This is a genomic window from Streptomyces viridiviolaceus, assembly GCF_014650995.1.
In the GTDB taxonomy this organism is placed as follows: domain Bacteria; phylum Actinomycetota; class Actinomycetes; order Streptomycetales; family Streptomycetaceae; genus Streptomyces; species Streptomyces viridiviolaceus.
Genome location: NZ_BMWA01000001.1, coordinates 399,740 through 424,570 on the forward strand (window position 1 = coordinate 399,740; position 24,831 = coordinate 424,570).

Consider the following 24,831-nt stretch of genomic DNA (forward strand, 5'->3'; position numbering starts at 1 on the left):
CGGCCGCCGACTCGGCTTCCTGGCTTACCCAGTTGCGGCCCGGAGCCGCTACGATCGCCGGAAAGCCGCCGTCCCCCGTCAGAGCGCGGCATCATCCGCTACGAAGGTCATCCATGCCCCACAGCCAAACCTCTGCACCACGCGACAGCATCGCTGGCGTACGCCTCGCGCGCGGAGCATCGCCGTGGCTCCTCCCGACCGTCGCCACGGCGGCCCTCAGCCTGGCCCGCGCACGTCGCTCCGGCGCCGCCAAGGCCGTCGCCGTCCCCGCCACCGCGCTCGCGGCGGGGATGCTGTGGTTCTTCCGCGACCCCGAGCGCGAGATCGCCCAGGGCCGGGTCATCTCGCCCGCCGACGGCGTGGTGCAGAGCATCATGCCGTGGAAGGACGGCCGCACCCGGGTCGCGATCTTCATGAGCCCGCTCAACGTCCACGTCAACCGCGCCCCGCTGTCCGGCACGGTGACGTCGGTGGAGCACGTGCCCGGTGGCTTCGTTCCCGCCTTCAACAAGGAGAGCGAGAACAACGAGCGGGTCGTGTGGCACTTCGACACCGAGCTCGGCGACATCGAGATGATCCAGATCGCCGGCGCGGTGGCCCGCCGCATCGTCCCGTACCTGCCCCAGGGCACCAAGGTCGAGCAGGGCGACCGGATCGGTCTGATCCGCTTCGGCTCGCGTGTCGACCTCTACCTGCCGGAGGGCGTGGAGGTGGCGGTCGAAGTGGGGCAGAAGACCGTGGCTGGGGTGACTCGCATTGACCGTGATTGATCCACAGACGCAGGCGGGCTGGGTGCCCGAGGCCGACGAGGTGGACGACGAGGAGGAGATGCCCCTCTCGCTCCGCCTGTCGATAGCCGACACCCTCACCCTCGGCAACGCCACGTGCGGCTTCATGGCGGTGTACTTCACCACCACCGGCATCCTGATCCCGCACCTCACGGGCAGCGAGGAGTCGGGCATGGCCCGGCACAGCGCGGCCACGGCGGTCATCCTGATGCTGTGCGCGGCGATCTTCGACCTGTTCGACGGCCTGGTGGCGCGCAAGCTGCGCTCCTCCCCCATGGGCGCCGAGCTGGACAACCTCTCCGACCTGATCAGCTTCGGGCTGGCGCCGGCGTACTTCGTCCTGGTCTACGGCATGGTCGCGCACGACGCGTATCAGCGGGTCGCGGCGGTCGGGGCGATCGTGGTGCTGCTGGCGGTGGTGCTGAGGCTTGCGAGATTCTCCTGCGTCACCGTGAAGGACGGCACGTTCCAGGGCATGCCGTCGCCGTTCGGCGCGCTGACGGTGGTGTCGATCGTGCTGCTGGAGCTGCCCTTCGTGGCGACGCTCCTCGCGATCATCGGCACGGCCTGGCTGATGGTGAGCCGGGTCGAGTACCCCAAGCCCCGGGGCCGCCTCGCCGTGGCGATGCTGTCCTGGATCGTCCTGTCCATGGGCCTGCTGGCCGCCTGGGCCTTCGACGCCCCGAGCGGCCAGCTGCTGCTGCAGACGGGGTGTGCGCTGCAGCTGGTGATGGGTGCGGTGATCCCCCTGTTCGCCACGGCTCGCCGGGTGAACAACTTCCGTGACAATCGGCGGGAGGCGCGGGCGGCGCAATTGCCGTAGCGCTCCGCTGAGTGGGGCCCCGGACCCGGGTCGGGTTCGGGGCCCTTCGCTTGTCCGCGCCCGGCGTGTGTGCGGGCCTCGCCGGGGGCCCCGCCCCCGGACCCCCGGGCCTGTGCCCACCCACCACCCGACTCGGTCGGATGGAATGCGGCCGTCGCGGGCGATTTCCGCCCGACCCGGGCGAATGGATGCGGCCGTCGCGGGCGCATTCAGCCCGACTGTCATCCGCCCGAGTCCGGCGGATGACAGTCGGCCGAGACAGGCGAATCCAGCCCGCCCGGCGACCGTCCGACCCGGGCGGATGACAGTCGGCCGAGGCGAGGAATTCGGCCCGTCCGGCGTTCGAGGACGAGGCCCGTCAGGGCCGAAGCGGGGGTCCGGGGGCGGCAGCCCCCGGGTCTGGACCGGGTAGGGGCGGCGGGGGCGAGAACCCTCAGGCCAGGAAATCCCGCGCGATGCGCTCCGCGACCCGCTCCAGGATCGGCCCCGCCTCCGCGATGCACTTCGCCACGTCCGGCTCGACGTCCGTCAGCGGGTACGCACGCCGGATCCCGGCCCGCCCCAGCGTCTCCGGCGGCAGGGCGAGCCGCCCGCACACCGCGACGACCTCCTTGCCCGCGGCCCGTGCGGCGGCGGCGACGCCCGCCGGGGCCTTGCCGTGCAGGGTCTGCTCGTCCAGCGAGCCCTCGCCGGTGATCACCAGGTCCGCCCGCTCCAGCGCCGGGGCGAAGCCCAGGACGTCCAGCATCACCTCGATGCCCGGCCGGAACCGCGCGCCGAGCAGCAGGGCACCGTATCCGATGCCGCCCGCGGCACCGGCTCCCGGGGCGGCGGCGAACTCGGCGGCCCGCGCACCCACGGCCTGCTCCAGCACCTTCGCGAAGTGCGCCAGGGCCGCGTCCAGCGACCGCACGTCCTCCGGCGAGGCGCCCTTCTGCGGCCCGTAGACGGCCGGGGCACCCTTCGGCCCGGTCAGCGGATTGTCGACGTCGCTGGCGAGCACCAGCTCGACGCCGGACAGCCGCGGGTCCAGACCCGACAGGTCGGCCGAGGCGAGACTCGCGAGACCGCCTCCGCCCGGTGCCACCGGCTCCCCGTCCGCGTCCAGGAACCGCGCGCCCAGCGCGGACAGCATCCCGGCGCCGCCGTCCGTGGTCGCGCTGCCGCCGACCCCGAACACGATGGTCCGCGCGCCCGCGTCCAGGGCGGCCCGCAGCAGCTCACCGGAGCCGTACGTGGACGCCGTCAGCGGTGCGAGCACCCCGGCGGGCAGCCGCTGCAGCCCGCTGGCCTCGGCCATCTCCACGACCGCTGTGTCACCGCGCACCGCGAACGCCGCGGTCACCTCGTCGCCGAGGGGCCCGGCGACCCGGACCTCCCGCCGGTCGAACCCGGCCGCGACCGCCGCGGCCACGGTGCCGTCACCGCCGTCGGCCACGGGCAGCGCCTCGACGCCGAGGTCCGGCACGACCCGGCGCAGTCCGGCCGCCACCCGCTCGGCGACCTCGACGGCCGTCAGCGACCCCTTGAACTTGTCCGCGGCGACGAGCACCCGGCGGGCCCCGTCCACTGCAGCGTCAGCCACCTTGCTATCCCCTTGCTCTCCGAGCCTTGCGCACGTCAAGGCAGTCGCGCCGCTGCGACCTTAACCGGACGACACCCGCTCCGTCATGCCCCTGCCCGCACCCTGGAACGCCCCCGGAAGTGGGTACACCGCAACCATGACTGCTGTGAGCACCGGACCGGAACTCGCCGACCGCCTCCTAGGGGGGTGGCTGGGCCGGATCGCGGGCAACATGCTCGGCAAGCCGGTCGAGCAGGGCGAGGTGTGGACGCGCGACCGCATCGACCGCTATCTGCGGCGGGCCGACGCCCTGCCCCTGACCGACTACCTGCCCGAGCCGGCCGGCGACTCCGACGACGCCGAGCTGCTGCGGCCCGAGTGGCGTGCCTGTGTCCGCGGCCGGGTCGACGGCAGCTGCCGCGACGACGACGTGGACTACGCCATCCTCGGTCTCGACCTGCTGGAGACCCACGGCTTCGGCTTCGGCACCGAGCAGGTCGGCGACCTGTGGCTGCTGCGGCTGCCGTACCGGCAGACGTTCACCGCGGAGCGGGTGGCGTACCGGAACCTCGCGAACGGGCTCAGACCGCCCCTCACCGCGACGTACGAGAACCCCTACCAGGAGTGGATCGGCGCCCTGATCCGCGCCGACATCCACGGCTGGACGCGCCCCGGCGACCCGCACGGCGCCGCGTCGGCCGCCCGCCGGGACGCGGTGCTGTCGCACACCGGCAACGGGGTGTACGGCGCGATGTGGGCGGCGGCGCTGATCTCGGCGGCGTTCACGGCGCCGACCGTGCGGCACGCCGTGGACGAGGCGCTGACGGTCGTCCCGGCGAGCAGCCGGCTCGCCCGCACCGTGCGCCGGGTGGTCTCGCTGTACGACACCCGGATGACCTGGGAGGACACGCTCGCCACCGTCTCCGCGGAGACCGCCGGGTTCGGCTGGATCCACGTCGTCCCGAACGTCGCCGTCCTCACCGCCGGGCTGCTGTACGGCGACGGCGACTTCACCCGGACCATCGCGCTCACCGTGCGCGGCGGTCTGGACACCGACTCCAACGGGGCGACGGCGGGCTCGGTGGCGGGGGTGTCCGGTGGCGCGTCCGCGATCCCCGGCCAGTGGACGGAGCCGCTGCGGGACACGGTGCGCAGCGCGGTGTTCGGCTTCGACGGCATCCGGGTCAGCGAGCTGACGGAGCGGACGCTGCGGCTGGCCGAGACCGGGGCGTGAGCCGCCCGGGTCCCGTTAGGCTTCCAGGATGACCACGCCCGACTACGCCACGTACATCGCCGGTCTGCCCCGCGTCCTCGCCGGTGCCGCCGCGCTCTTCCGCGACGCCGAGGGCCGGGTGCTGCTCGTCGAGCCGAACTACCGGGAGGGGTGGGCGCTGCCCGGCGGGACGATCGAGTCCGAGGACGGGGAGACCCCGCGCCAGGGCGCGTGGCGGGAGACCCTGGAGGAGATCGGGCTGGACGTCCGGCTCGGCCGGCTGCTCGCGGTGGACTGGGTGCACGGGCCGGGCCGGCCGCCGATCGTGGCGTACCTGTACGACGGCGGGGTGCTCGGCGAGGACGATCTCAAGGCGATCCGGCTGCAGGAGGAGGAGCTGGTGTCCTGGCGGCTGGTGCCGCGCGAGGAACTGGCCGGCCATCTGCTGGGCGCCCTGCACGGCCGCGTCCTGGCCGCGCTGGACGTGCTGGCGGAGGGTTCGGGGACGGCGGAGCTGGAGAACGGCCGCCGCGTCGACCGGTAACCCGTTCGCCCGGCGGGCGCGGGGTCCCTACTCTCGACCGCATGACCACCAGCAAGCCCCTCGTCGCCATCCTCAGCGGCGCCGGTGTCTCGACCGACTCCGGCATCCCCGACTACCGCGGTCCGAACGGGCTGTGGCGGCGGGACCCGGAGGCCGAGAAGCTCGTCACGTACGAGTACTACATGGGCGATCCGGAGATCCGGCGCCGGTCGTGGCAGATGCGGCGGAAGAACCGGACGCTCGAGGCCGAGCCGAACGCCGCGCACCGCGCGGTGGCCGAGCTGGAGCGGTCCGGGGTGCCGGTCCGGGTGATCACGCAGAACGTGGACGGGCTGCACCAGCTCGCCGGGATGCCGGCCCGCAAGGTCCTCGAGCTGCACGGCAGCGCGCGGAGCTACGTGTGCACCGGGTGCCGTGCCCGGGGTCCGATGGAGGACGCCCTCGCCCGCGTCGAGGCCGGAGAGGACGATCCGCCGTGCCTGGAGTGCGGCGGCATCCTGAAGTCGGCGACCGTGATGTTCGGCGAGCGCCTGGACCCGGTGGTCCTCGGTGAGGCGGCCGCGATCAGCAAGGCGTGCCAGGTGTTCCTCGCGGTCGGCACCAGCCTCCAGGTCCAGCCGGCGGCCGGGCTGGCGGGTGTCGCCGCCGACCACGGGGCGCGGCTGGTCATCGTCAACGCCGAGCCGACACCGTACGACGACCTGGCCGACGACGTCGTCCGCGAGCCCATCGGGACCGCCCTGCCCGCGCTGTTGCGCGGCCTGATCCCCGAGGGCGACTGACCCGTGGACGAGGAGGTCGTCCCGGTCCTGCGTGTGGCCGACGCCGCGGCGGCCGTGCGCTGGTACGCGTCCGGGCTTCGCCGGGCAGTGGGAGCACCGCTTCGAGCCTGGCCTTCCGGCCTTCGTCGAGGTCGCGCGTGGAGAGGTGCGGCCGTTCCCGTCGGAACACACCGGGGACGCCCGGCCGGACACGCTGGTCGAGGAGGCTTGCTGGGCCCGCGGGATCGAGCTGCGCGATCCCGACGGCGACCGCCTGCGCGCCGGCACACCGAGCGGGTGAGGTGACCAGACCGTGACGGGAGGGCTGTCGCCCCGCCTCGCCGAGATCGTGGACGCGCTGCCGCTCACGCCCCGGACGCGCGTCCTGGAGATCGGATGCGGTCCGGGGGCCGCCGCACGGGCCGTGGCGGCGCGGCTGACCTCCGGGCACATCCTCGCGATCGACCGTTCCGAGCGGGCGATCGCGCAGGCCGGGGCCGGGTCCGCCCGGGAGATCGCCTCGGGGCGGATGCGTGTGCGGTGCGTCGCGGCGGAGGACTTCGTGCGGGAGCCCGGCGAGGGGCCTTTCGACATCGTCTTCGCGGTGCGTGTCGGCGCGCTCGACGGCCGCTGTCCCGAGGCGGGCCGTCGCGCGCTGGAGCGCATCGCCGCCGCGCTCGCACCCGGCGGCCGGCTGTTCGTCGACGGGGGCCGGCCGTTGCGGGAGATCCCCCTCGCGCCGGGCGGCGGGATCTCCCCGGGCGGCTAGAACAGCGCCGATCCCCTCTCGAGGTCCAGCAGCCGCTGCTTGCGCTCCAGACCGCCGCCGTAGCCGGTGAGGCTGCCGCTCGCTCCGATGACGCGGTGGCAGGGGACGATGATGCCGATCGGGTTGCGGCCGTTGGCGAGGCCGACCGCGCGGGAGGCGGCCGGGTTGCCGAGGGCGTCGGCGAGTTCGCCGTAGGTGCGGGTCTCGCCGTACGGGATCTTCCGGAGCTGGTCCCAGACGCTGCGCTGGAACGGGGTTCCGTTCAGGCGCAGGTCGAGCGTGAAGTCCTTCAGGTCGCCGGCGAAGTACGCGGCCAGTTGTTCCTGTGCCTCGGCGAACGGGCTGTCGTCCGGCGCGCCGAAGGTCTCCTCCGGCGGGCGGTGGCGCTGGTCGGTCATGTACAGGCCGCACAGGACGCCGTCCTCGGCGACCAGGGTGAGGGGGCCGTAGGGGCTGTCGGTCACGGTGTGCTGCTTCACGGGAGTCCCTCACACGGGCAGGAAGTTGATCGGGTGGCTGTCGGTCGCCCACAGGTACTGGACCGCGTACGCCCGCCAGGGCCGCCAGGCCGCCGCGCGGGCGGTGAGCGCCGCGGGCGTGGAGGGCAGGCCCAGTTCCCGGGCGGCGCGGCGGATGCCGAGGTCGGTGGGGAGGAAGGCGTCGGGGTCGCCGAGGGCGCGCATCGCGATGACGTCGACCGTCCAGGGGCCGAAGCCGGGGAGGGCGAGGAGCCGGGCACGGGTCTCGGACCAGTCGCTCTCGACCCCGAGGCTGACGGAGCCGTCGGCGAGGTGGCGTACGAGGGTGGTGAAGGTGGTGCGGCGGGTGCGGGGCATCGCCAGGGCGTCCGGGTCCGCCTCGGCCAGCGCCAGGGCCGAGGGGAAGAGGTGGGTGAGGCCGCCCTCGGGGTCGTCGATCGCCTCGCCGTGCGCCGTGACCAGGCGGGCCGCGTGGGTGCGGGCGGCCGCCGTGGAGACCTGCTGGCCGAGTACGGCCCGTACGGCGAACTCCGCCTCGTCGACCGTGCGCGGGACCCGGCGGCCCGGCGCCTTGTCGACGAGCGGCGCGAGCAGCGGGTCCGTGCGCAGCTGGTCGTCGATCGCGGCGGGATCCGCGTCCAGGTCGAGCAGGCGGCGGCAGCGGCTGATGGCGACGGTCAGATCGCGCAGGTCGCTCAGGGTGAGGCGGCAGGCGATGTGGTCGGGGCGCGGGCTGAGGGCGGCGATGCCGTGGCCGTAGGGCAGGCGCAGCGTGCGGCGGTAGGCGCCGTCGCGCCACTCCTCCACGCCCGGGACCGCGGTGGCCGCGAGGTGGCCGAAGAGGTTGTCGGGGTTGAGCGGGGCGCGGAACGGCAGGCGCAGGGTCAGTGCGCCGCCGGGGGCGCCGGCGGCGCGGCCCTTCGGCACGCGGGTGCGCAGCTCGCTGGGGCTGAGGGCGAAGACCTCGCGGACGGTGTCGTTGAAGGTCCGGACGGAGGAGAAGCCGGCGGCGAAGGCGATGTCCGCCATCGGCAGCGGGGTCGTCTCGATGAGCAGGCGGGCGGTCTGGGCGCGCTGGGCGCGGGCCAGGGCGAGCGGCCCGGCACCGAGCTCGGCGAGCAGCAGGCGTTCTATCTGCCGGGTGCTGTAGCCGAGCCGGGCGGCGAGACCGGGTACGCCGTCGCGGTCCACGACGCCGTCGGCGATCAGCCGCATGGCGCGGGCCGTGAGGTCGGCCCGCTGGTTCCACTCCGGGGAGCCGGAGCTGGTGTCCGGGCGGCAGCGCTTGCACGCCCGGAACCCGGCCTGCTGGCAGGCCGCCGCACTCGGGTAGAAGGTCATGTTCTCCGCCTTGGGCGGCACCACCGGGCAGCTGGGCCGGCAGTAGATGCGGGTCGTCAGGACGGCCGTGAAGAACCAGCCGTCGAACCGCGCGTCCTTGGACCGGACGGCGCGCACGCAGCGCTCGGTGTCGGTGTGCATCCCCATCTGCATGCGTCCAGCATGGTCCACCCGGGCGGCCGGGGCTGGCGAGAATCCGACATCGACCTCACGCTTCCTGGGCCCCGGCGGATCGCCAGGCGGACTCGCGCAGCAGCCGCAGCCCGTTGAGACCGACCAGCACGGTGGAGCCCTCGTGCCCGGCGACGCCGAGCGGCAGCGGCAGGTGTCCGATGAGATCCCACAGGACGAGCACCGTGATGAACGCTCCCGCGATGACCAGGTTCTGCACCACGAGCCGGCGCGCGGACCGGGACAGGCGTACGACCGCGGGGACGGCCGTCAGCTCGTCGCGCACCACGACCGCGTCGGCCGTCTCCAGCGCCAGGTCGGAGCCCGCGCGGCCCATGGCGACACCGGCGTGGGCGGCGGCGAGGGCGGGGGCGTCGTTGACGCCGTCGCCGACGAAGAGCACCTTGCGGCCGGTGCGCTCCAGCTCCCGTACGGCCTCCACCTTGCCCTCGGGCAGCAGGTCCGCGCGGACGTCGGTGATGCCGGTGGCGGCGGCCACGCGGGCGGCGGCGGGTGCGTTGTCGCCGGTGAGCAGGGTGGGGGCGGTGCCCGTGAGGGTGGTGAGCGAGGCGGTGGCCGGGGCGGCGTCGGCACGGAGCCGGTCGGCGAGGGCGAGGGTGCCGACGGGGGTGCCGTCGCGGGTGACCTGGACGGTGGTCCGGTCGTCGTCGGGGGTGTCCGCGCGGCCGACGTGCACCTCGTGGCCGTCGACGACCGCGGTGACGCCGCGTCCCGGGGTGGCGGTGAAGTCCTGCGCGGGTGCGACGGCGAGGCCGCGGGCGCGGGCGGCGGCGACGACGGCGCGGGCCAGCGGGTGCTCGCTGGGGTGCTCGGCCGCGGCGGCCAGCGCGAGGAGGCCGTCCTCGTCGAGTCCGGAGCCGGGCAGTGGCCGTACGGCCGTGACCTCGGGGGCGCCTTCGGTGAGGGTGCCGGTCTTGTCCAGGGCGGCGGTGTCGATCTCGCCGAGGCGTTCCATCGCGACCGCCGACTTCACCAGGACGCCGTGGCGGCCGGCGTTGGCGATGGCGGACAGCAGGGGCGGCATGGTGGCGAGGACGACCGCGCAGGGAGAGGCGACGATCATGAAGGTCATGGCCCGCAGCAGGGCGTCGGTGAGTCCGGCGCCGAAGGCGAGCGGGATGCCGAACACCGCGAGGGTGGCGACCACCACGCCGACCGCGTAACGCTGCTCGATCTTCTCGATGAACAGCTGCGTCGGCGCCTTGGTGCGGGACGCCTCCTCGACCAGGGTGACGATCCGGGCGATCACCGAGTCGGCGGGGTCGCGCCCGACGCGGACGCGCAGGGCCCCGGTGCCGTTGAGGGTGCCGGCGAAGACCTCGTCGCCGGGGGTCTTGAGGACGGGGAGCGATTCGCCGGTGATGGTGGCCTGGTCGACCTCGCCGGCGCCGTCGACGACGGTGCCGTCGGCGCCGATCCGCTCGCCCGGCCGGACCAGCAGGACGTCGCCGACGCTCAGGTCGGCGGTGGGAACGGTCTCCTCGCGCTCCGCGGTCACCCGGGTCGCGGTGGTGGGGGCGAGGTCGAGCAGGCCGCGCACGGAGTCGGCGGTGCGGGCGGTGGCCAGCGCCTCCAGGGCGCCGGAGGTGGCGAAGATGACGATCAGCAGGGCGCCGTCGAGGACCTGTCCGATCGCGGCGGCGCCGAGCGCGGCGACGATCATCAGCAGGTCGACGTCCAGGGTCTTCTCGCGCAGCGCCCGCAGGCCCTCCAGCGCCGGCTCCCAGCCGCCTGCGGCGTAGGCGACGGCGTACAGCGGGCCGTACGCCCAAGCGGGGGCGCCGCCGAGGTCGAGGGCGAGGGCCGCCAGGAACGCCACCAGTGCGGCGAGCGCCCAGCGGGCCTCGGGCAGGGCGAGGATGCGGGTGCGCCGGCGGGGTGCCGGGCGGGCGGATGAGCGGACGGGTGCGGGAGCGAGGGTGGTGGACACGCGGCCACCATACAGGAACACATGAAGACTCATTCATTCGTTCATCTGTTCATGTCCCTGAGGGCGGTGCGTAAGATGACCGCATGGGTCACGGAGCCGCCACCGCCACGCAGGACGCCGCCGAGCGCGTGCGCCTGGACGCGGACAACGTCGCCAAGGTCGCCACCACGCTCCAGGCCCTCTCCACCCCCTCGCGGCTGCTGATCCTGGCGCGACTGCGCGAAGGACCCCTGCCCGCCACCGAGTTGGCGGCGGAGGTCGGCATGGAGCAGTCGGCGTGCTCGCACCAGCTGCGCCTGCTGCGCAACCTGGGCCTCGTGGTCGGCGAACGCCGCGGCCGGTCGGTGGTGTACGCCCTGCACGACCACCATGTCGCCGAGTTGCTCGACCAGGCCGTGTACCACGTGGAGCACCTGCGGCTGGGGATCAGCGACGCGGCCGGCTGAGCAGCCGCCCCATGGTCTCGGCCGCGCGCACGGCGGCGTCCGCGCAGCAGTTGTTGAACAGTACGTGCAGCTCGTCCGTCCGCCGGGCCGCGCGCCGCAGCCGGGGGACCCAGGCGGCGAGTTCGGTCACGTCGTAGTCGTACCGGAACCGGTCCTCCTTGCTCCCCCTCCCCCAGGCCGCGCTGCGGCCGTGGAACCGTACGACGGCGAGGGAGCGCCGGGTGACGGGAACGACGGGCGGCAGTGATCCGGCCAGTCCCTGGCCCGTGTCCACTCCGACGGCGCCGGCCCCCAGCCCGGCCAGCAACGCGCGGGTCCCGTCGGCGTGTTCGGCCGCCCACCAGCCCGGGTGCCGGAACTCGACCGCGATCGGCAGGCCCGCCGTGCGCTCCACGCGGGCCAGGAGGGTGTCCTCGGACTCGGTGCCGGGCGCGAACCAGGGCGGGAACTGGAACAGCACCGTTCCGAGCCGCCCGGCCGCCCGCAGCGGCTCGACCGCCTCGGCGAACCGGCCCCACACCTCGTCCAGCAGCCCGGGGCTCGCCTGCCCGCGCCGCAGCAGACCGCGCCCGTCGCCGCCGAGCCCGGCCCGCAGGTCGGCCGGGAGTGCCTCCACACGCGTGGGATGCCCGGTGAGCAACGAGAAGACCTTGACGTCGAACCGGAAGCCGTCCGGCGTGCGCTCGACCCACAGCCGGCTGTTGCGGGCGCTCGGCAACGCGTAGTACCCGGCGTCCACTTCCACGACCGGCAGCCGGGAGGCGTAGTGCCGCAGCCGCCCCTCGGCGTCCCGTCGCCCGCGCGGGTACCAGCCGCTCGCGACGAGTTGCCGGTCCGTCCACGAGCAGGTCCCCACCAGAACGTTTCCCATGGGAGCCCGGTTACCCCGGGCTCCCCGTTCGTCCCACCGTCTACCCGGTCGCCGTCGGCCGCCGCGAGAGAGCCGTCGCCTCGCGCACGTCGGTCAGCGGGCGCAGCCGGTAGGTGTAGGCGTAGTCGCGGTCGGCGAAGAGCTTGAACTCGTCGTGCGTGTGCGCGCCCCAGCTGTTGTCGCCGCCGACACCCATCTGACGGTGGTTCAGCCTGAGGACGATCTCGTCGCGCGGCGTCAGCTGGTAGTCGTGGCGCACGCCGGCCGACAGGTCCTCCGGTGTGAAGCGGGAGGCGTTGACCTCCAGCAGGGGTTCGCCGGAGGCCAGCAGCCCCACGCCGCGCGCGTCGGTGAGGGCCGCCCAGCGGACGTCGGTCTTGTTGCCGTTCTCCTGCGGGCGGATGTAGGGCGTCCACTGTTCGGCGACGGTGCCGGAGTACAGGCCGACGTCGGTGCCGGTGTTGCGGTCCCAGTGGTTCTCCTCGGGGCCCCGGCCGTAGTAGTGCAGGCGGTCCAGGCGGCGCGGCAGGAACAGCAGGGTGCCGACCTCCGGGATGTACGGCAGGTTCGCGGCGCCCGGGTGCAGGGTGTTGTCGACCTTGATCTCGCCGTTGCCGAACACGGTGTACGTGGTGGTGTACGCCGACTCCACCGTGGTGGGCAGCGTGCCGCTGACCTTGATCTCGACGGCCCGGTCGCCCAGGGTCCGCACGGCGACGTCCGTCACCTTGCGCCGGGCGCCGGCGTCGCGCCAGGTCTGGTTGCGGGTGTGCTGGCCGTTGCCCTTGTCGTTGTCGGTGGGCGCCCGCCAGAAGTTGGGCACGGGCCCGGAGGTGATCAGGCGGACGCCCTTCGCCTCGTAGGACGTGATGGTCCCGGAGCGCTTGTCGACGGTGACCGAGAAGTCGCCGCCGCGCACCGTGACGTCCTTCTCGCGGTCGTCGTGCCGCAGTGCCGGGACGCTCGCCAGACGTACGGGGGTGACGGCCGGGCTGCCGGCGTCGAGCGGGAGCTGGTGCCGTGCCACCTCGAAGCCCGCCTCGGCCCACTTGGTGGACTCCTTGGTGGTGAAGGAGAGCTGGAGGAAGTACTCGGTGCCCGGGTCCGGGTCGTCCGGCAGGCGGACCGGCACCGTGATGTCCTTCTGCGACAGCGGCGGCACGTCCAGCTGGTCGCGGGTCAGCCGTCCCCGGCCGACGACACGGCCGTCGGCGACGAGCTCCCACCGGCCGTCGAACTCGCGGAGGCCGGTGAACAGGTACTCGTTGGTGAGGGTGACCGCGCCGGGGGCGCCGCCGGAGGACCGGGCGGCGTCGATCGCCTGGTAGACCCGCTTGACCTCGGCGGCCTTGCCGGTGTGGCCGCGGTCGGCGGTGACGACGCCGTCGGCGACGAACGCGCCGTCGTTGGGGTTGTCGCCCCAGTCTCCGCCGTAGGCGAGGAACGTCCTCTCCTTCGGGCGCTTCTCGGTGACCTCGGCGGTCGCGGCGTCGAACCAGAACCGTACGCCGTCGCCGTCGGGGCCGCGGTCGCCCTCGGCCAGTTCCGCCGCGGAGAGGGCGCGGGCGTAGACGCGGGCGCGGCGGACGGTGCCGCTGAACTCGCGGGTCTGGTTGTCGGCGTCGGTGGCGAGGGCGAGGGGCGCGGTGTTCACCGAGGGCCGCCGGGTGGTGGTGCGGGTCGCTCTCGGCTCGCCGTCGACGTACAGGGTGAGGGTGCCGGCGTCCGCGTCGAAGACGCCCGCGACATGGTGCTCACGGCCGGTCCAGTCACCCGGGAGCGCCCAGCTCGCGGTGACCCACTGACCGCCGGAATGGATGAAGAACTCCAGGTTCCGGTTGGTCTGTTTCAGGGCGTACTGGGTGTCGCCCTTGGCGAGGATGGGCTGGTGGTAGCCCGTCACGTGCGGGGTGACCCAGGCCTCCAGGGTCAGGGAGCCGGTGAGGTCCAGGCGCTCGTCGCGGGCGAAGACCGTGCCGCCGGTCAGGCCCTTGCCGGGGTCGAAGGTGCCGCTCGGGGCGAGGATCTCGCCGCGCAGCCGGCCCGGGCCGGTCTCGGTCACGAGCGTGCGGGCCGGGACCGGCCAGGTCAGGGACTGGTCTACGAAGTCCCAGATCCAGCCGCCCTGGAGCACGTCGTACCGGCGGACGATGTCCCAGTACTTCTTGAAGTTGCCGGTGGAGTTCCCCATCGAGTGGGCGTACTCGATCATGACGTACGGCCGGGTGTCGGAGGTGTCCTTCGCCCGCTGCTCGACACGCTGGGGCGTGTCGTACATCTCGGAGCGGATGTCGCTGATGCCGGGGCGGTCGTCGCCCTCGTACTGGATGACGCGGGTGGGGTCGTAGGAGCGGATCCAGTCGTGCATCGCGGTGAACGTGCTGCCGCCGCCGGCCTCGTTGCCGAGCGACCAGATGACGACCGAGGCGTGGTTCTTGTCGCGGTGCACCATGTTCTGGGCGCGGGCCACGCACGCCTCGGTCCACTCGGGACGGTCGCCCGGGTACTCGCTCCGGATGCCGTGGGTCTCGAGGTTGGTCTCGTCGACGAGGTAGAGGCCGTATTCGTCGGCGAGTTCGTACCACAGCGGGTTGTTGGGGTAGTGCGAGGTGCGGACGCTGTTCATGTTCATCCGCTTGATGATCCCGATGTCCTCGACCAGGTCCTCGCGGGTGAGCGCGGTGCCGCGGGCGGGGTGCATCTCGTGGCGGTTGGTGCCGCGGAAGGAGACGGGCCTGCCGTTGATGCGCATCAGGCCGTCCTTCAGCGCGAACTCGCGGAAGCCGACGCGGTGCGAGAGAGTCTCGATCACCTTGCCCGACGGGTCGCGCAGGCGCAGCACGGCGGTGTAGAGGTCCGGGTGCTCGGCCGACCACAGCTTCGGGGCCCGTACGGCCTTGGCGGAGCGCACGGTGACGTCCTGGCCGACGCGGACCGTGCCGAGGTCGGCGGACTGCTCCAGCGGGCGGGACCAGACGGCGTGGCCGCGCGCGTCGTACAGCTGGGTCTCCACCGTGTAGCGTCCGCCGTCGCCGCCGCCATAGGCGCGCACGCTCGCGGTCACCGCCAGTTCGGCGTCGGTGTACGTGTCGTTCAGCGGGGTGTCCAGCTTGAAGTCGCGCAGGTGCACGGCGGGGGTGGAGTACAGGTAGACCGAGCGGAAGATGCCGCTCAGCCGGATCATGTCCTGGTCCTCCAGCCAGTCGCCGTCGGAGTAGCGGTACACCTCCACCGCGATCTGGTTGGTGCCGGGCTTCAGGTGCTCGGTGACGTCGTACTCGCTCGGGGTGTAGGAGTCCTCGTCGTAGCCGACCAGCTCCCCGTTGATCCACACGTAGTGCGCGGACTTGACGCCCTCGAAGTGCAGGAAGGTCCGTCGTCCCGACCACTCGCGCGGGACGGTGAACGTGCGCCGGTACTGGCCCACCGGGTTGTAGCGGGTCGGGGCGGCGGGCGGCTGCGGGTCCTCGCCCCGGCCGTTGGGGCCCCAGTACGGGTAGGTGATGTTCAGGTAGATGGGGAAGTCATGGCCGTGCAGCTGCCAGACGGACGGGACCGGGATGGTCTCCCAGTCGCTGTCGTCGGTGTCGGTGCGGTGGAAGTCGGCGTCCCGGTCGTCGGGGCGGTCGGCATAGGCGAACTTCCAGGTGCCGTCGAGGCTCAGCCGGTAGGGGGAGCGGGTGCGGTCGCCCACCAGTGCCTGTTCGACGTCGGCGTAGGGCATGAGCGTGGTGTGGGGCGGCTCGGTGCCGAGCCGGAAGACGCCGAAGTCGTTCCACGCGGGGGCGTCCTCCGCCGCCGCGCGCCGGCCGGCCGCGTGCGCGGCGAGGGGCGAGGCGGACAGGGCGAGGGCGCCGAACACGACGGCACCGCCCTCCAGGAGGCGGCGGCGGCTGACGAGCGGCCGGGGGCGGGCCGGGGCTTCGGCGGGTGACACGGGCGAGTGCGGCATGACCGTGGCCTTCCGTGGGCTTCGGGGGCGGCTCAACGCTCGGTGCTGGGACGGCAGTTGCCGGAGGGTTGGCACACAACTGCCGGTGACGGGGCGACTACTGAGTCAGGCTCACCCTAGGACCCGAACACAACCGAATCAATTACCCCGTCGGACTTTGTCGGTTCCTGATGGGGAGCGCGGCCGGTCCTCGCCTCCCCCGCCCACGAGCCGCCGGAGTGCCACGCCGTGGGCGGACAGCGCCTCGGGCAGCGCGGACAGCGCGGGGAGCTGGTCGATGTGGTGGACGCCCGGCGGGGCCGACCCGGTCAGCAGTTCCCGGGTGGCGTGCGCCGCCACCAGTCCCGTGACCCGGCTCTGTTCACGACCGGTCAGCGCGTACGCCGTGTGCCGGTCGCCGCGCCACGCGTCCACCCGGACCGCGAAGCCGTCGCCGCCCAGGTGGATCCGCTGCAGGGCGCCGGTCAGCGACCTCAGCGCACGCGGCCGGCCCACGGCCTTGAGCAGTCCGGTGCGGCGCAGGGCGAACAGCGCCGCAGTCAGCGGCCGGGAGTCGAGGCAGAGCCGGGTGGTGACGTCCGGGACACCCAGGGTGCGGGGCAGGGTGTGCTGGTCGGAGAACGGGAACGGGTACGCGGTCCGGGCGCCGTGTCCCGGCAGTTCCGTCCTGCGCGGGGATGCCGTGGCGCCCTCGCCGAATCCGGCCAGGGTCCAGCGCAGGGCGTCGGCGCCGTGCCGTTCTCCGGTGCCGAACAGCAGGGTGATGTCGAGGCGTTCGGCGCCGCCCACGGCCTCGTGGGCGCGGCGGGCGAGCAGGTTGGTCAGGCCCGGGGCGACGCCCACGCTGAGCAGGGCGGCGGCTCCGGTGGCCATGGCAGTCGCGGACAGGTCCGCCACCGCGTCCAGGAGACGGGCGGTGGCTCCCACGTCGACCAGGCGCACGCCGCGTTCCAGACAGATCCGCGCGACTGCGGCGTCCGGCGGCTCGACGCACAGCACCACGGCGGCCACGTCGCCCAGGCCGTCCAGTACGTGGCGGAAGCCGTCCGGGTCGGTGACGTCGACGCGCACTCCGCCGAGTCGCCGGGCCCTGGCCCGGTCCCGTCCGCCGGGCACCACCCGGCCGGGGAACCAGGCACCGAGGGTGGAGGACACGGTGGCGCCGACCGCGCCGTAGCCGCCGGCGACCAGGATCCGCCCCGCGGTGCCGGCGGACTTCACTGTAGTCATGCTCCAGTGACTACACTGTAGTGACACTACAGTCAAAGCACCTGCCGCACCGGGCGGCGGAAAGGAGCGGCATGGCGCCCCCCACCACCCGGGCCGAGAAGGCGCGCCGCACCCGGCAGCGGATGCTGGACGCCGCCGCGCGGCTGTTCACCGAGCGCGGCTGGGCCGGTACGACCGTCGAGGGCATCGCCCGTGCCGCCGAAGTCGGCGTCCAGACCGTCTACTTCACCTTCGGCTCCAAGCGCGCGGTGCTCAAGGAGCTGCTGGACACCGCCGTCGCCGGTGACCTGGATCCGGTGGCCACGCTGGACCGCCCGTGGGCCCGGGAGGTGCTCGGCACCCCGGATCCCGCCGCCCAGCTGGCGCTGCAGGCGGCGGGTGCCCGGGCCGTCCTGGAGCGTGCCGCCCCCGTCCTGGAGGTGGTGCACGCGGCCGCCGCCGCCGACCGGGAGCTGGCCGAGCTGTGGCAGCTCAACCGGCGGCAGCGGCACACCGTGCAGCTCCGTTTCGCCGAGGCCCTGGTGACCAAGGCCGGCGGCACCCTGCGCGACGGCCACAACGCCGCCTCGGCCGCCGACGTCGCCCTGGCCGTCCTCGGCCCGGAGACCTACGGCCTGCTGGTCACCGGGCGCGGCTGGACCCCGGCGCGCTGGGAGCACTGGGCTGCGGACGCGCTGGTACGGCAGCTGCTGCCCGGGTGACCGGGCCGGTCCTCAGGCCTGCTGGACCCCCGGCACGCCCGCCTCGATCACGAACGACTTGTCGGTGCGGACCGGGGCGTCGGGGCGGCTGACGTAGTCGACCACCCGGTAGTCGGCGGTGTACCGGTCCCGGGAGACGGTGCAGTGCACGTAGCCACGGCGGTTGCTGTAGTACTTCAGGTGCGGGTTCTCGTCCCAGTACACCCGGCCCGGGTCGTGGGAGTCGGTGCCGTCGCCGTTCGACGTGATCGACGTGGTGACGAACTCGCTGCCCACCAGCCGTGTCTCGGGGCGCTCGAAGTCACGCCGCAGGTCGTTGGTCCAGTTGCTGTGCACGTCTCCGGTGAGCACCACGAAGTTGTCGATGCCGCGTTCCTCGACGTAGCCGAGCACCCGGTCGCGCGAGACGCGGTAGCCGTCCCAGCCGTCGTTGTAGCCGCCGTCGTCCGGCCCGGCCACGGCGTCCCAGTTGGCGAAGTAGATCTGCTGCGGGAGCACGTTCCAGGCGGACTGCGACCGCGCCAGGCTCCGCTCCAGCCACGCGTGCTGCTCGTCGCCGAGGATGGTGGCGTTCGGGTCCCACTGCTCCGGACCGGAGACCTGCCACTTGTCGCCGTACGGCTGGTTCGTGCGGTACTGGCGGGTGTCCAGCACGCTGAAGGTGGCGGTGGCGCCGAACTCGAACCGGCGGTACAGCGGCAGTGCCGTGTCCACCGGCTTGCGGAACCGGCGCAGCGGCATGTGTTCCCAGTAGGCCTGGTAGGCGGCCCTGCGGCGGGCGGCGAAGTGCCCGGTGGTGTCGTTGCCCTGGCCCGCGTCGTTGTTCTCCGGGCTCAGGTCGGCGTAGTTGTTGTCGGTCTCGTGGTCGTCCCAGGTGACGACGAAGGGCGCCGTCGCGTGCAGCAGTTGCAGGTCGGTGTCGGTCTTGTACTGGGCGTGCCGCTGCCGGTACTCGTCGAGGGTGTTCATCTCGTCGCCGATGTGCGTGCGCACGTCGCCGTTGACCCCGGCCGCGTACTCGTAGAGGTAGTCGCCGAGGTGGAAGACCACGTCGGGCCGCTCCTCGGCCATGTGCCGGTACGCGGTGAAGTACCCCATCTCCCAGTTGGCGCAGGACGCGAACGCGAAGTCCACGGTGGGGGCGGTGCCGGGAGCCGGGGCGGTGCGGGTGCGGCCGACCGGCGAGATCGCGTTGCCGGCGCGGAAGCGGTAGTGGTACTCGTGGTGCGGCCTCAGGCCCCGCACATCGGCGTGGACGGTGTGCGCCTCCTCGGGCAGGGCGTGCTCCACACCGCGCCCCACGACCTTCCGGAAGCGCTCGTCGAGCGCGATCTCCCAGTGCACCGGCACCGGGCGCGCGGGCATGCCGCCGCCGAATTCGAGCGGCTTCGGCGCGAGGCGGGTCCACAGGACGACGGCGTCGGGAAGCGGATCGCCGGATGCGACACCGAGCCGGAACGGGTCGCCCGGGACGCGGGCGGGTGCGGCCGCGGCGGGTGCGGCACCGGTGCCGAGGAGCACCGCACCGGCACCGGCGGCACCCGCGATTCCGAGAAATCCCCTTCTCTTCAGGGAGTTGTCCATGCTGATGCGCGGCGGGGTCATCGAGCCTCCAGACGCCGGATGGTCGGACCAAGCCAGCCAAACGGCGCCGGATGAACCCCGACTGGTGCCCCCGTGGACCTAATTTGACGGATACATGTCGGCTAACCGGAGGACGTCCCGGCGCCCGCGGCCGCGGCGGTCAGCGCCGTCCAGTGGACGGTGCGGTCGCACCAGCGGTCCAGCAGGGCGCGGTCGTGACCGACGGCCAGCAGACCCGCGCCGGTGGCGGCGCGGTAGTCCTCCACCACCCGGACCAGGGCCGCGGTCGTCGACGCGTCGAGCATCGCCGTCATCTCGTCGCACACCAGCCAGCGCGGGCGCAGCACGAGGGCACGGGCGAGGCAGGCCCGCTGGAGCTGGCCGTCGCTGACCTCGTGCGGGCGCCGGCCGAGCAGGTCGGCGGTCAGCCCCACGGTGGCGGCCAGTTCGCCGACCCGGTCGGCGGCGCCCTCGCGCCGGCCGGTGGCGCGCAGCGGTTCGGCGATCAGGTCGCTGAGCGCCAGCCGCGGGTCGGCGGAGAGCCTGGCCTGCTGGAAGACGACGCCGAAGGCGGTGCGCTGCTCCCGCGGGGCCCGGTGGCGCCACCGTCGTACGGGCTCGCCGTCGAGCACGAGGGTTCCGGCGTCGGGGCGGTGCAGCAGGGCCGCGACGCGCGCGAGCGTGGACTTGCCGCAGCCGCTGGGGCCGAGCAGTCCGACGGCCTCGCCCGGCGCGACGGTCAGGGAGACGTCCCGGATCACCGGTGCGTTCCTCGCGTATCCGGCGGTGATGTCACGCAGTTCGAGCACGGTCGGCGGCCTCCGTGAGAGCGGCGTGCGGGTGGTGGCAGGCGACCGTGCCGGTCAGCGGCGGCAGCACGGCGCAGGTGTCGGTGGCCCGGTCGCAGCGGGCGGCGAAGGCACAGCCGTCGGGGAGCGCGCCGAGTTCGGGCGGCAGGCCGGGGATGGGGGTGAAGGCCCGGTCGGGGAGGGCGTCGAGCAGGCCCCGGCTGTACGGGTGGCGGGGGCCGGGGGCGCCGAAGAAGGCGGCGGCCTCGGCCAGTTCGACGATCCGGCCGGCGTACATCACGGCGACCCGGTCGGCGATGCGTTCGGCCGCTGCCAGGTCGTGGGTGATCATCAGCAGGGCCCGGCCCTCACCGCCGTCGCCCCCTGAGTCGACATGTCGACGCAGCTCGTCGACGGTGCGGTCCACCAGGTCGCGGTCGAGCCCGGTGGTCGGTTCGTCGGCGAGCAGCAGCGGGGCGTCCCCGACGAGGGCGAGGGCGGTGGCGGCGCGCTGGGCGAGGCCGCCGGACAGCTCGTGCGGGTGGTGGTCGAGGTGGTCCGCCGGGAACGCGGCGCGTTCGGCGGCGGCCTCGGCCGCGGCACGCAGGGCGGCGCGCCCCCGGGCCGGGGTCAGCGCGGCGACCGTCTCCTGAAGCTGGGAGCGGATCGTGCGCACGGGGGTGAGGTGGGCGGCCGGGCTCTGCGGGACGAGGCCGACCAGCCGGCCCCGTACGGTGCGGGAGAGGGTTCGTTCGTCGGCGGTGAGCAGGTCGAGATCGCCCAGCAGCGCGCTGCCGGCGGTCTGCGCGTTGCCGGGGAGCAGGCCGAGGAGGGCGGAGGCGAGGACGGACTTGCCGCAGCCGCTCTCGCCGATCAGGGCCAGGCACTCGCCGGCCCGCACCTCGAAGTGCGCGTCGGTGACGGCGGCGACCCGCCGTCCGCCCGGCATGAGGAAGCGCACCGACAGTCCGCGGACCGACAGCACGGGGGCTCGCCCGGTCACAGCATCAGCTCCGATCGGCGGCGGGGGTTGATCCGCTCCCGCCAGGCGCCGGCGAGGCCCGCGATGGCGAGGGTGGGGACGATGATGAACAGGCCCGGGAAGAGGGTCGGCCACCACTGCCCGGCGAGCAGCGAGCCGCGCGCGCTCTGGATGAGGTTGCCGAGGCTCGCCATGTGGGTGGGCAGGCCGAGCCCGAGGAAGGACAGTGCCGACTCGTGCCACATGGCGTGCGGCACCATCAGCACGGCCGCCAGCGCCGCCTGGGGCAGCACGCCGGGCAGCAGATGGCGGACCGCCACCCGCCACCGGGACGCGCCGCCGGAGACCGCCGCGTCGACGTAGGGGCGCGAGCGCAGGGACAGCACCTCGGCCCGGACGATGCGCGCGGTCGACAGCCAGTGGGTGAGCGCCACCGACACCACCACCGGCCAGACGCCCGGCCGGAACATGGCGACGACGAAGATGCCGAGCAGCAGGTGAGGCACGGACGAGAACGCGTCGACCACCCGCATGACGCCCCGGTCGACCCAGCCGCCCAGGGCCCCGGCCGCGGCGCCCACGGCGGTGCCGACCACGGTCGCCGTCAGCGCCGCCGCCACCCCGACGAGCAGCGAGACGCGCAGCCCGTACACGCAGCGCAGCAGCAGGTCCCGGCCGACGTCGTCGGTGCCGAAGGGGTGCTGCCGGCTGGGCGGTTGCAGCTTGGCGGCCAGGTCGACGGCCTGCTGGTCGAGCTGGACCAGCGGCGGCACGACCAGGACGGCGAGGACGGTCAGGGCGACCAGCGCGGCGGAGGTGCGCAGGCGCAGGGCGCGGGTGGAGCGCCGCTTCGCGCCGTACGACCGCCAGGCGGTGGCGGGCCGTGCGGCCTTCTCGGCCGCGGCCTCAGCCATGGGAGTCACATTTCACTGAGCTTCACCCTCGGGTCGAACAGTCCGTAGAGCAGGTCCGCGAGCAGGTTGCCGACGAGGACGGCGGCGGTGGCGAGCGTGGTCAGGGCGGCCAGCAGCGGGAAGTCGACGGCGGTGGCCGCCTCGACGGTGGCCGCGGCGATGCCCGGCCAGCTGAAGACGCTCTCCACCAGCAGGGCCCCGGTGATGAGTTCGGGCACCCGGGAGCCGATCAGGGTGAGCACCGGCAGCAGCCCGGACCGCAGGGCGTGACCGAGCAGGACGGTGCCTTCGCCGATGCCGCGGGCGCGGGCACCGCGTACCGGGTCCTCCGCCAGGGCGTCGGCGACACCCTGGCGCACGTACAGCGTGAACCAGGGCAGCTGGGAGACGGCGAGCACACCGGCGGGCAGGACGATGTGGCTCGCGACCTGTCCGGCGGTGACCCGCTCGCTCGCGGTGTCGGTCAGGCCGCCCGCGGGGAGGACGTCCCACTGCAGCGCGAACAGCCAGACGGCGAGCAGCGCGATCCAGAACACCGGTGCCGCCTCCAGGGAGTAGGCGAGCGAGGTGACGGCGCGGTCGAGCACCGAACCGGGACGGCGGGCGGCCAGCACCCCGAGCAGGGTGCCGACGAGTACGGCTACGGCGAAGGCGACGGCGCACAGCAGCGCGGACCACACGAGGCGTTCGGCGATGACCTGCGCCACCGGCTGCCGCATCACCCCCGAGTGGCCCAGGTCGCCGGTGACCGCGTCCGTCAGCCAGTTCCACCAGCGGACGACGAAGGACTGGTCCACCCCGAGGTTGTCCCGCAGCCGGTCCAGGGTCTCCCGGTCGGCGCCGAGCGCGGCGGTGCCGGCGTACGCCTTGACGGGGTCGAACGGGGAGGCGGCGGCGACGGCGAACACGCCGAAGGTGACGACGAGGACGACGGGGACGGCGGACAGGGCCCGCCGCCCGGCGAGGCGCGCCATCGCTCCCCAGGGGAGAGGCCTCATTTCTCGGGCTTCCAGTCCTCGATGTTCCACCAGGGGCCGCTGGCGAAGCCGTGCTCGTGCGGTTCCAGCTGGGTGGTCAGCCCGTCCCAGCGGTCGGCGAGCACGTAGAGGTGGTCGATGTGGGTGAGGAAGGTGTAGCCGGGGTTGTCGACCAGTTCCTTCTGGAGCTTGTCGTAGGCGGCGCCGCGCTTGTCGGGGTCCTGGCTGCGGCGGCCGGCCTCGAGCGCTTCGTCCACCCCCGGGTCGTCGTAGTGCGCCATGTTGTTGAAGCCGTCGCCGGCCAGGGAGGAGTGCAGCAGGGTGTAGAGGCCGAAGTCCGGGTCGCCGACGCTGCCGAAGCCGGCCAGGACCGCGTCGCTCTTCATGCGCGGCTCGATGACCTCCCAGGTGGCGCCCTCCACCTTCACCTCGATGCCGGCCTTCTTGGCGTCGGAGGCGTAGGCGAGCGCGTGGTCCTGGCGGACCTTGTCGCCGGACGGGTAGTACAGCGTGAACGTGGCGCGCTGTCCGTCCTTGGCACGGATGCCGTCCGAACCGGGCTTCCAGCCCGCGTCGTCCAGGATCCTCTTGGCCTTGGCGAGGTCGTGGGGGCGTTCGATGCTCCGCTCGTACCACGGGTCGTCGGTGGGCAGCGGGCCGTAGGCGGGCGTGCCCGCCCCGTCGAGGATCTTGTCGACCATGGCCTGGCGGTCCACGGCGGCGTCCAGGGCCTGCCGGACGGCGCGGTCGCCGGTGACCTCGTTCCCGGTGGGCAGGGTGACGGCCCGGAAGTCGTAGGACTTCGCCTCGTAGGTGCGCTTGCCGTCCTCCTTCTCGAAGGTGGCGGCGAGGTTGGGCGGGAGGACGGCGCCGTCGAGGTCGCCGGAGCGCAGCCGGGTGGCGCGGACGTTGTCGTCGGCGACGATCGCCATGGTGAAGGACTTCACCTCGGGCTCGCCGCCCCAGTAGTGCGGGTTGGCCTTGAAGGTGAGCTTCTCGCCCTTGCTCCAGCCTGTGAGGACGTACGGTCCGGTGCCGACCGGCTCGGTGTTGAAGGAGCCGGTGTTGGGGTCCTGCTCGCCCGCGATGTGCTCGGGGACGATGGGCAGCACGGTCCGCGCGGCGAAGGGGGCGTACGGGTACTTGAGCGTGAAGACGACCTTGTCGTCGCCGCTCGCCCGGACGTCCTCGACGGCGTCCAGTTCGCTCCGTGCGGTGTTGTTGGTCTCGGCGTCGAGGACGGTTCTGTAGGTGAAGACCACGTCGGCGGGCGTCAGCGGTTCGCCGTCGCTGAACTTCACGCCCTTGCGCAGGGTGTACGTGTAGGTGCGGCCGCCGTCGCCGACCTCGGGCAGCGCGGTCGCCAGGGCGGGCTTCAGCTTCAGGTCGGTGTCGCGGGCGAGCAGCCCGTCGAAGATCTTGGAGTTCCCGTCCTTGCCGTAGCCGAGCAGCGGGCTGAGCGTGTCCGGCTCGGAGGCCACGCCGATCACGACGGAACCGGCGTTCTCGGCGTCGTCCGTTCCGCCCCCGGGCGCCGAGCAGGCGGCGAGGCCGGCGGCCAGCGCCGTCGCGACGGCGGCAGTTCGTATCGGACGGGTCGTCATGTCTCCCCCACACTTGTTGCTGTCGACAGGCTATTGCACATCATTCGCAATTGAAGCGTCAAGCCTGGTGGGAGCGCACATCGACCGCCGCCCGTGACGAGACGCCGTCCGGCCGGGGCGCACCGGCGCGCGCCGGCCCGTCGCCCCGGGGAGCGGTGCCGAGGATGTGTCACCGGCGCGGGACGGACGCAGTTCGCACCTGCCGGACGCCGAGCGGGTGCACGGACTCATCCGGGACACCGGGGACGTCGGAGTCCGCCGGCCGGCCGTCCGCCGGTCCGCGGGACGCATGCCCTGTCCGCGGGACGCACGCCCTGTTCACGGGCGATCAGGCGGACGCGAGGGCCGGCGCGGAGAAGGACGTCGGGCTCACTCGCC

At 73.6% G+C, this 24,831-nt stretch carries 21 protein-coding genes and 1 pseudogene; 9 read left to right on the forward strand and 13 right to left on the reverse strand.

What is annotated here, in order from left to right; translation table 11 throughout:
* Positions 1-113 precede the first annotated feature (113 nt).
* Together IE260_RS01630 and pssA are read left to right on the forward strand one after the other, a co-directional pair.
* Positions 114-770, forward strand: coding sequence for a phosphatidylserine decarboxylase (locus IE260_RS01630; protein WP_189868587.1), 657 nt, complete (start codon positions 114-116; stop codon positions 768-770).
* A gap of 22 nt (positions 771-792) precedes the next feature.
* Positions 793-1,611: a CDP-diacylglycerol--serine O-phosphatidyltransferase gene (gene pssA / locus IE260_RS01635; RefSeq protein ID WP_189868702.1), complete on the forward strand. Its 819-nt coding sequence runs from the start codon at positions 793-795 to the stop codon at positions 1,609-1,611.
* Between the two features lie 433 nt (positions 1,612-2,044).
* Here the strand turns inward: pssA and IE260_RS01640 are convergent, their stop codons facing one another.
* A complete protein-coding gene (locus IE260_RS01640; RefSeq protein WP_189868703.1) occupies positions 2,045-3,163 on the reverse strand; it encodes a glycerate kinase in 1,119 nt (372 codons plus the stop codon).
* A gap of 169 nt (positions 3,164-3,332) precedes the next feature.
* Between IE260_RS01640 and IE260_RS01645 the strand changes: the two genes are divergently transcribed.
* The 5 genes and pseudogenes from IE260_RS01645 (at position 3,333) to IE260_RS01660 (ending at position 6,462) form a co-directional block, all read left to right on the forward strand.
* A complete protein-coding gene (locus IE260_RS01645; RefSeq protein WP_189868588.1) occupies positions 3,333-4,409 on the forward strand; it encodes an ADP-ribosylglycohydrolase family protein in 1,077 nt (358 codons plus the stop codon).
* Positions 4,410-4,437: 28 nt separating this feature from the next.
* Positions 4,438-4,932, forward strand: coding sequence for an NUDIX domain-containing protein (locus IE260_RS01650; protein ID WP_189868589.1), 495 nt, complete (start codon positions 4,438-4,440; stop codon positions 4,930-4,932).
* Positions 4,933-4,973: 41 nt separating this feature from the next.
* Positions 4,974-5,714, forward strand: coding sequence for an SIR2 family NAD-dependent protein deacylase (locus IE260_RS01655; RefSeq protein WP_189868590.1), 741 nt, complete (start codon positions 4,974-4,976; stop codon positions 5,712-5,714).
* Positions 5,715-5,717: 3 nt separating this feature from the next.
* Positions 5,718-5,994: pseudogene (locus IE260_RS41400) on the forward strand (glyoxalase superfamily protein).
* Positions 5,995-6,006: 12 nt separating this feature from the next.
* A complete protein-coding gene (locus IE260_RS01660; protein WP_189868591.1) occupies positions 6,007-6,462 on the forward strand; it encodes an SAM-dependent methyltransferase in 456 nt (151 codons plus the stop codon).
* Here IE260_RS01660 and IE260_RS01665 read toward each other — a convergent pair.
* The 3 genes from IE260_RS01665 to IE260_RS01675 are packed head-to-tail and all read right to left on the reverse strand — an operon-like array spanning position 6,459 to position 10,437.
* A complete protein-coding gene (locus IE260_RS01665) occupies positions 6,459-6,941 on the reverse strand; it encodes a methylated-DNA--[protein]-cysteine S-methyltransferase (RefSeq protein WP_189868592.1) in 483 nt (160 codons plus the stop codon). The genes IE260_RS01660 and IE260_RS01665 overlap by 4 nt on opposite strands.
* A 9-nt stretch (positions 6,942-6,950) precedes the next feature.
* On the reverse strand, positions 6,951-8,435 hold the full coding sequence (locus IE260_RS01670; protein WP_308434631.1) for an AlkA N-terminal domain-containing protein: 1,485 nt from the start codon (positions 8,433-8,435) through the stop codon (positions 6,951-6,953).
* A gap of 55 nt (positions 8,436-8,490) precedes the next feature.
* The gene (locus IE260_RS01675) at positions 8,491-10,437 is read right to left on the reverse strand and encodes a heavy metal translocating P-type ATPase (protein WP_229880324.1); all 1,947 of its coding nucleotides are present in this window, start codon (positions 10,435-10,437) and stop codon (positions 8,491-8,493) included.
* A 50-nt stretch (positions 10,438-10,487) separates the two neighbouring features.
* Here IE260_RS01675 and IE260_RS01680 point away from each other — a divergent pair, with 50 nt between their 5' ends.
* On the forward strand, positions 10,488-10,850 hold the full coding sequence (locus tag IE260_RS01680; RefSeq protein WP_189868594.1) for an ArsR/SmtB family transcription factor: 363 nt from the start codon (positions 10,488-10,490) through the stop codon (positions 10,848-10,850).
* On the opposite strand, the gene IE260_RS01685 is transcribed toward IE260_RS01680, so the two are convergent.
* The 3 genes from IE260_RS01685 to IE260_RS01695 form a co-directional block, all read right to left on the reverse strand.
* Positions 10,831-11,721: a DUF72 domain-containing protein gene (locus tag IE260_RS01685; RefSeq protein WP_189868595.1), complete on the reverse strand. Its 891-nt coding sequence runs from the start codon at positions 11,719-11,721 to the stop codon at positions 10,831-10,833. The genes IE260_RS01680 and IE260_RS01685 overlap by 20 nt on opposite strands.
* Positions 11,722-11,761: 40 nt before the next feature.
* The gene (locus IE260_RS01690) at positions 11,762-15,673 is read right to left on the reverse strand and encodes a glycoside hydrolase family 2 TIM barrel-domain containing protein (RefSeq protein WP_189868596.1); all 3,912 of its coding nucleotides are present in this window, start codon (positions 15,671-15,673) and stop codon (positions 11,762-11,764) included.
* A gap of 138 nt (positions 15,674-15,811) precedes the next feature.
* Entirely contained in the window at positions 15,812-16,903 is a 1,092-nt protein-coding gene (locus IE260_RS01695; protein ID WP_229880326.1) for a saccharopine dehydrogenase family protein, read from the reverse strand.
* A gap of 71 nt (positions 16,904-16,974) precedes the next feature.
* Between IE260_RS01695 and IE260_RS01700 the strand changes: the two genes are divergently transcribed.
* Positions 16,975-17,604 (forward strand): TetR/AcrR family transcriptional regulator, encoded by a 630-nt coding sequence (locus IE260_RS01700; RefSeq protein ID WP_229880328.1) that lies wholly within the window; start codon positions 16,975-16,977, stop codon positions 17,602-17,604.
* A 12-nt stretch (positions 17,605-17,616) separates the two neighbouring features.
* On the opposite strand, the gene IE260_RS01705 is transcribed toward IE260_RS01700, so the two are convergent.
* The 6 genes from IE260_RS01705 to IE260_RS01730 form a co-directional block, all read right to left on the reverse strand.
* On the reverse strand, positions 17,617-19,209 hold the full coding sequence (locus tag IE260_RS01705) for an alkaline phosphatase D family protein (RefSeq protein ID WP_189868597.1): 1,593 nt from the start codon (positions 19,207-19,209) through the stop codon (positions 17,617-17,619).
* A gap of 101 nt (positions 19,210-19,310) precedes the next feature.
* Positions 19,311-19,997 carry an ABC transporter ATP-binding protein gene (locus tag IE260_RS01710; RefSeq protein WP_189868598.1) on the reverse strand — a complete coding sequence of 229 codons (687 nt, stop codon included), beginning with the start codon at positions 19,995-19,997 and terminating at the stop codon, positions 19,311-19,313.
* A complete protein-coding gene (locus IE260_RS01715; protein ID WP_189868599.1) occupies positions 19,981-20,979 on the reverse strand; it encodes an ABC transporter ATP-binding protein in 999 nt (332 codons plus the stop codon). The genes IE260_RS01710 and IE260_RS01715 overlap by 17 nt, the downstream gene beginning before the upstream one ends.
* Positions 20,976-21,872 (reverse strand): ABC transporter permease, encoded by an 897-nt coding sequence (locus tag IE260_RS01720; protein ID WP_189868600.1) that lies wholly within the window; start codon positions 21,870-21,872, stop codon positions 20,976-20,978. The genes IE260_RS01715 and IE260_RS01720 overlap by 4 nt, the downstream gene beginning before the upstream one ends.
* 5 nt (positions 21,873-21,877) lie before the next feature.
* The gene (locus tag IE260_RS01725) at positions 21,878-22,846 is read right to left on the reverse strand and encodes an ABC transporter permease (protein WP_189868601.1); all 969 of its coding nucleotides are present in this window, start codon (positions 22,844-22,846) and stop codon (positions 21,878-21,880) included.
* Positions 22,847-22,866: 20 nt separating this feature from the next.
* Positions 22,867-24,453: an ABC transporter substrate-binding protein gene (locus tag IE260_RS01730; RefSeq protein ID WP_189868602.1), complete on the reverse strand. Its 1,587-nt coding sequence runs from the start codon at positions 24,451-24,453 to the stop codon at positions 22,867-22,869.
* Between the last annotated feature and the right edge of the window lie 378 nt (positions 24,454-24,831).

Excerpts from the sequence above, each read along its gene's own strand:
- IE260_RS01630 (WP_189868587.1), top strand. The coding sequence starts at position 114 with ATGCCCCACAGCCAAACCTCTGCACCACGCGACAGCATCGCTGGCGTA.
- IE260_RS01645 (WP_189868588.1), top strand. The coding sequence starts at position 3,333 with ATGACTGCTGTGAGCACCGGACCGGAACTCGCCGACCGCCTCCTAGGG.
- IE260_RS01650 (WP_189868589.1), top strand. The coding sequence starts at position 4,438 with ATGACCACGCCCGACTACGCCACGTACATCGCCGGTCTGCCCCGCGTC.
- IE260_RS01655 (WP_189868590.1), top strand. The coding sequence starts at position 4,974 with ATGACCACCAGCAAGCCCCTCGTCGCCATCCTCAGCGGCGCCGGTGTC.
- IE260_RS01670 (WP_308434631.1), bottom strand. The coding sequence starts at position 8,435 with ATGCAGATGGGGATGCACACCGACACCGAGCGCTGCGTGCGCGCCGTC.
- IE260_RS01675 (WP_229880324.1), bottom strand. The coding sequence starts at position 10,437 with ATGAGTCTTCATGTGTTCCTGTATGGTGGCCGCGTGTCCACCACCCTC.
- IE260_RS01680 (WP_189868594.1), top strand. The coding sequence starts at position 10,488 with ATGGGTCACGGAGCCGCCACCGCCACGCAGGACGCCGCCGAGCGCGTG.
- IE260_RS01685 (WP_189868595.1), bottom strand. The coding sequence starts at position 11,721 with ATGGGAAACGTTCTGGTGGGGACCTGCTCGTGGACGGACCGGCAACTC.
- IE260_RS01690 (WP_189868596.1), bottom strand. The coding sequence starts at position 15,673 with ATGCCGCACTCGCCCGTGTCACCCGCCGAAGCCCCGGCCCGCCCCCGG.
- IE260_RS01695 (WP_229880326.1), bottom strand. The coding sequence starts at position 16,903 with ATGACTACAGTGAAGTCCGCCGGCACCGCGGGGCGGATCCTGGTCGCC.
- IE260_RS01700 (WP_229880328.1), top strand. The coding sequence starts at position 16,975 with ATGGCGCCCCCCACCACCCGGGCCGAGAAGGCGCGCCGCACCCGGCAG.
- IE260_RS01705 (WP_189868597.1), bottom strand. The coding sequence starts at position 19,209 with ATGACCCCGCCGCGCATCAGCATGGACAACTCCCTGAAGAGAAGGGGA.
- IE260_RS01720 (WP_189868600.1), bottom strand. The coding sequence starts at position 21,872 with ATGGCTGAGGCCGCGGCCGAGAAGGCCGCACGGCCCGCCACCGCCTGG.
- IE260_RS01725 (WP_189868601.1), bottom strand. The coding sequence starts at position 22,846 with ATGGCGCGCCTCGCCGGGCGGCGGGCCCTGTCCGCCGTCCCCGTCGTC.
- IE260_RS01730 (WP_189868602.1), bottom strand. The coding sequence starts at position 24,453 with ATGACGACCCGTCCGATACGAACTGCCGCCGTCGCGACGGCGCTGGCC.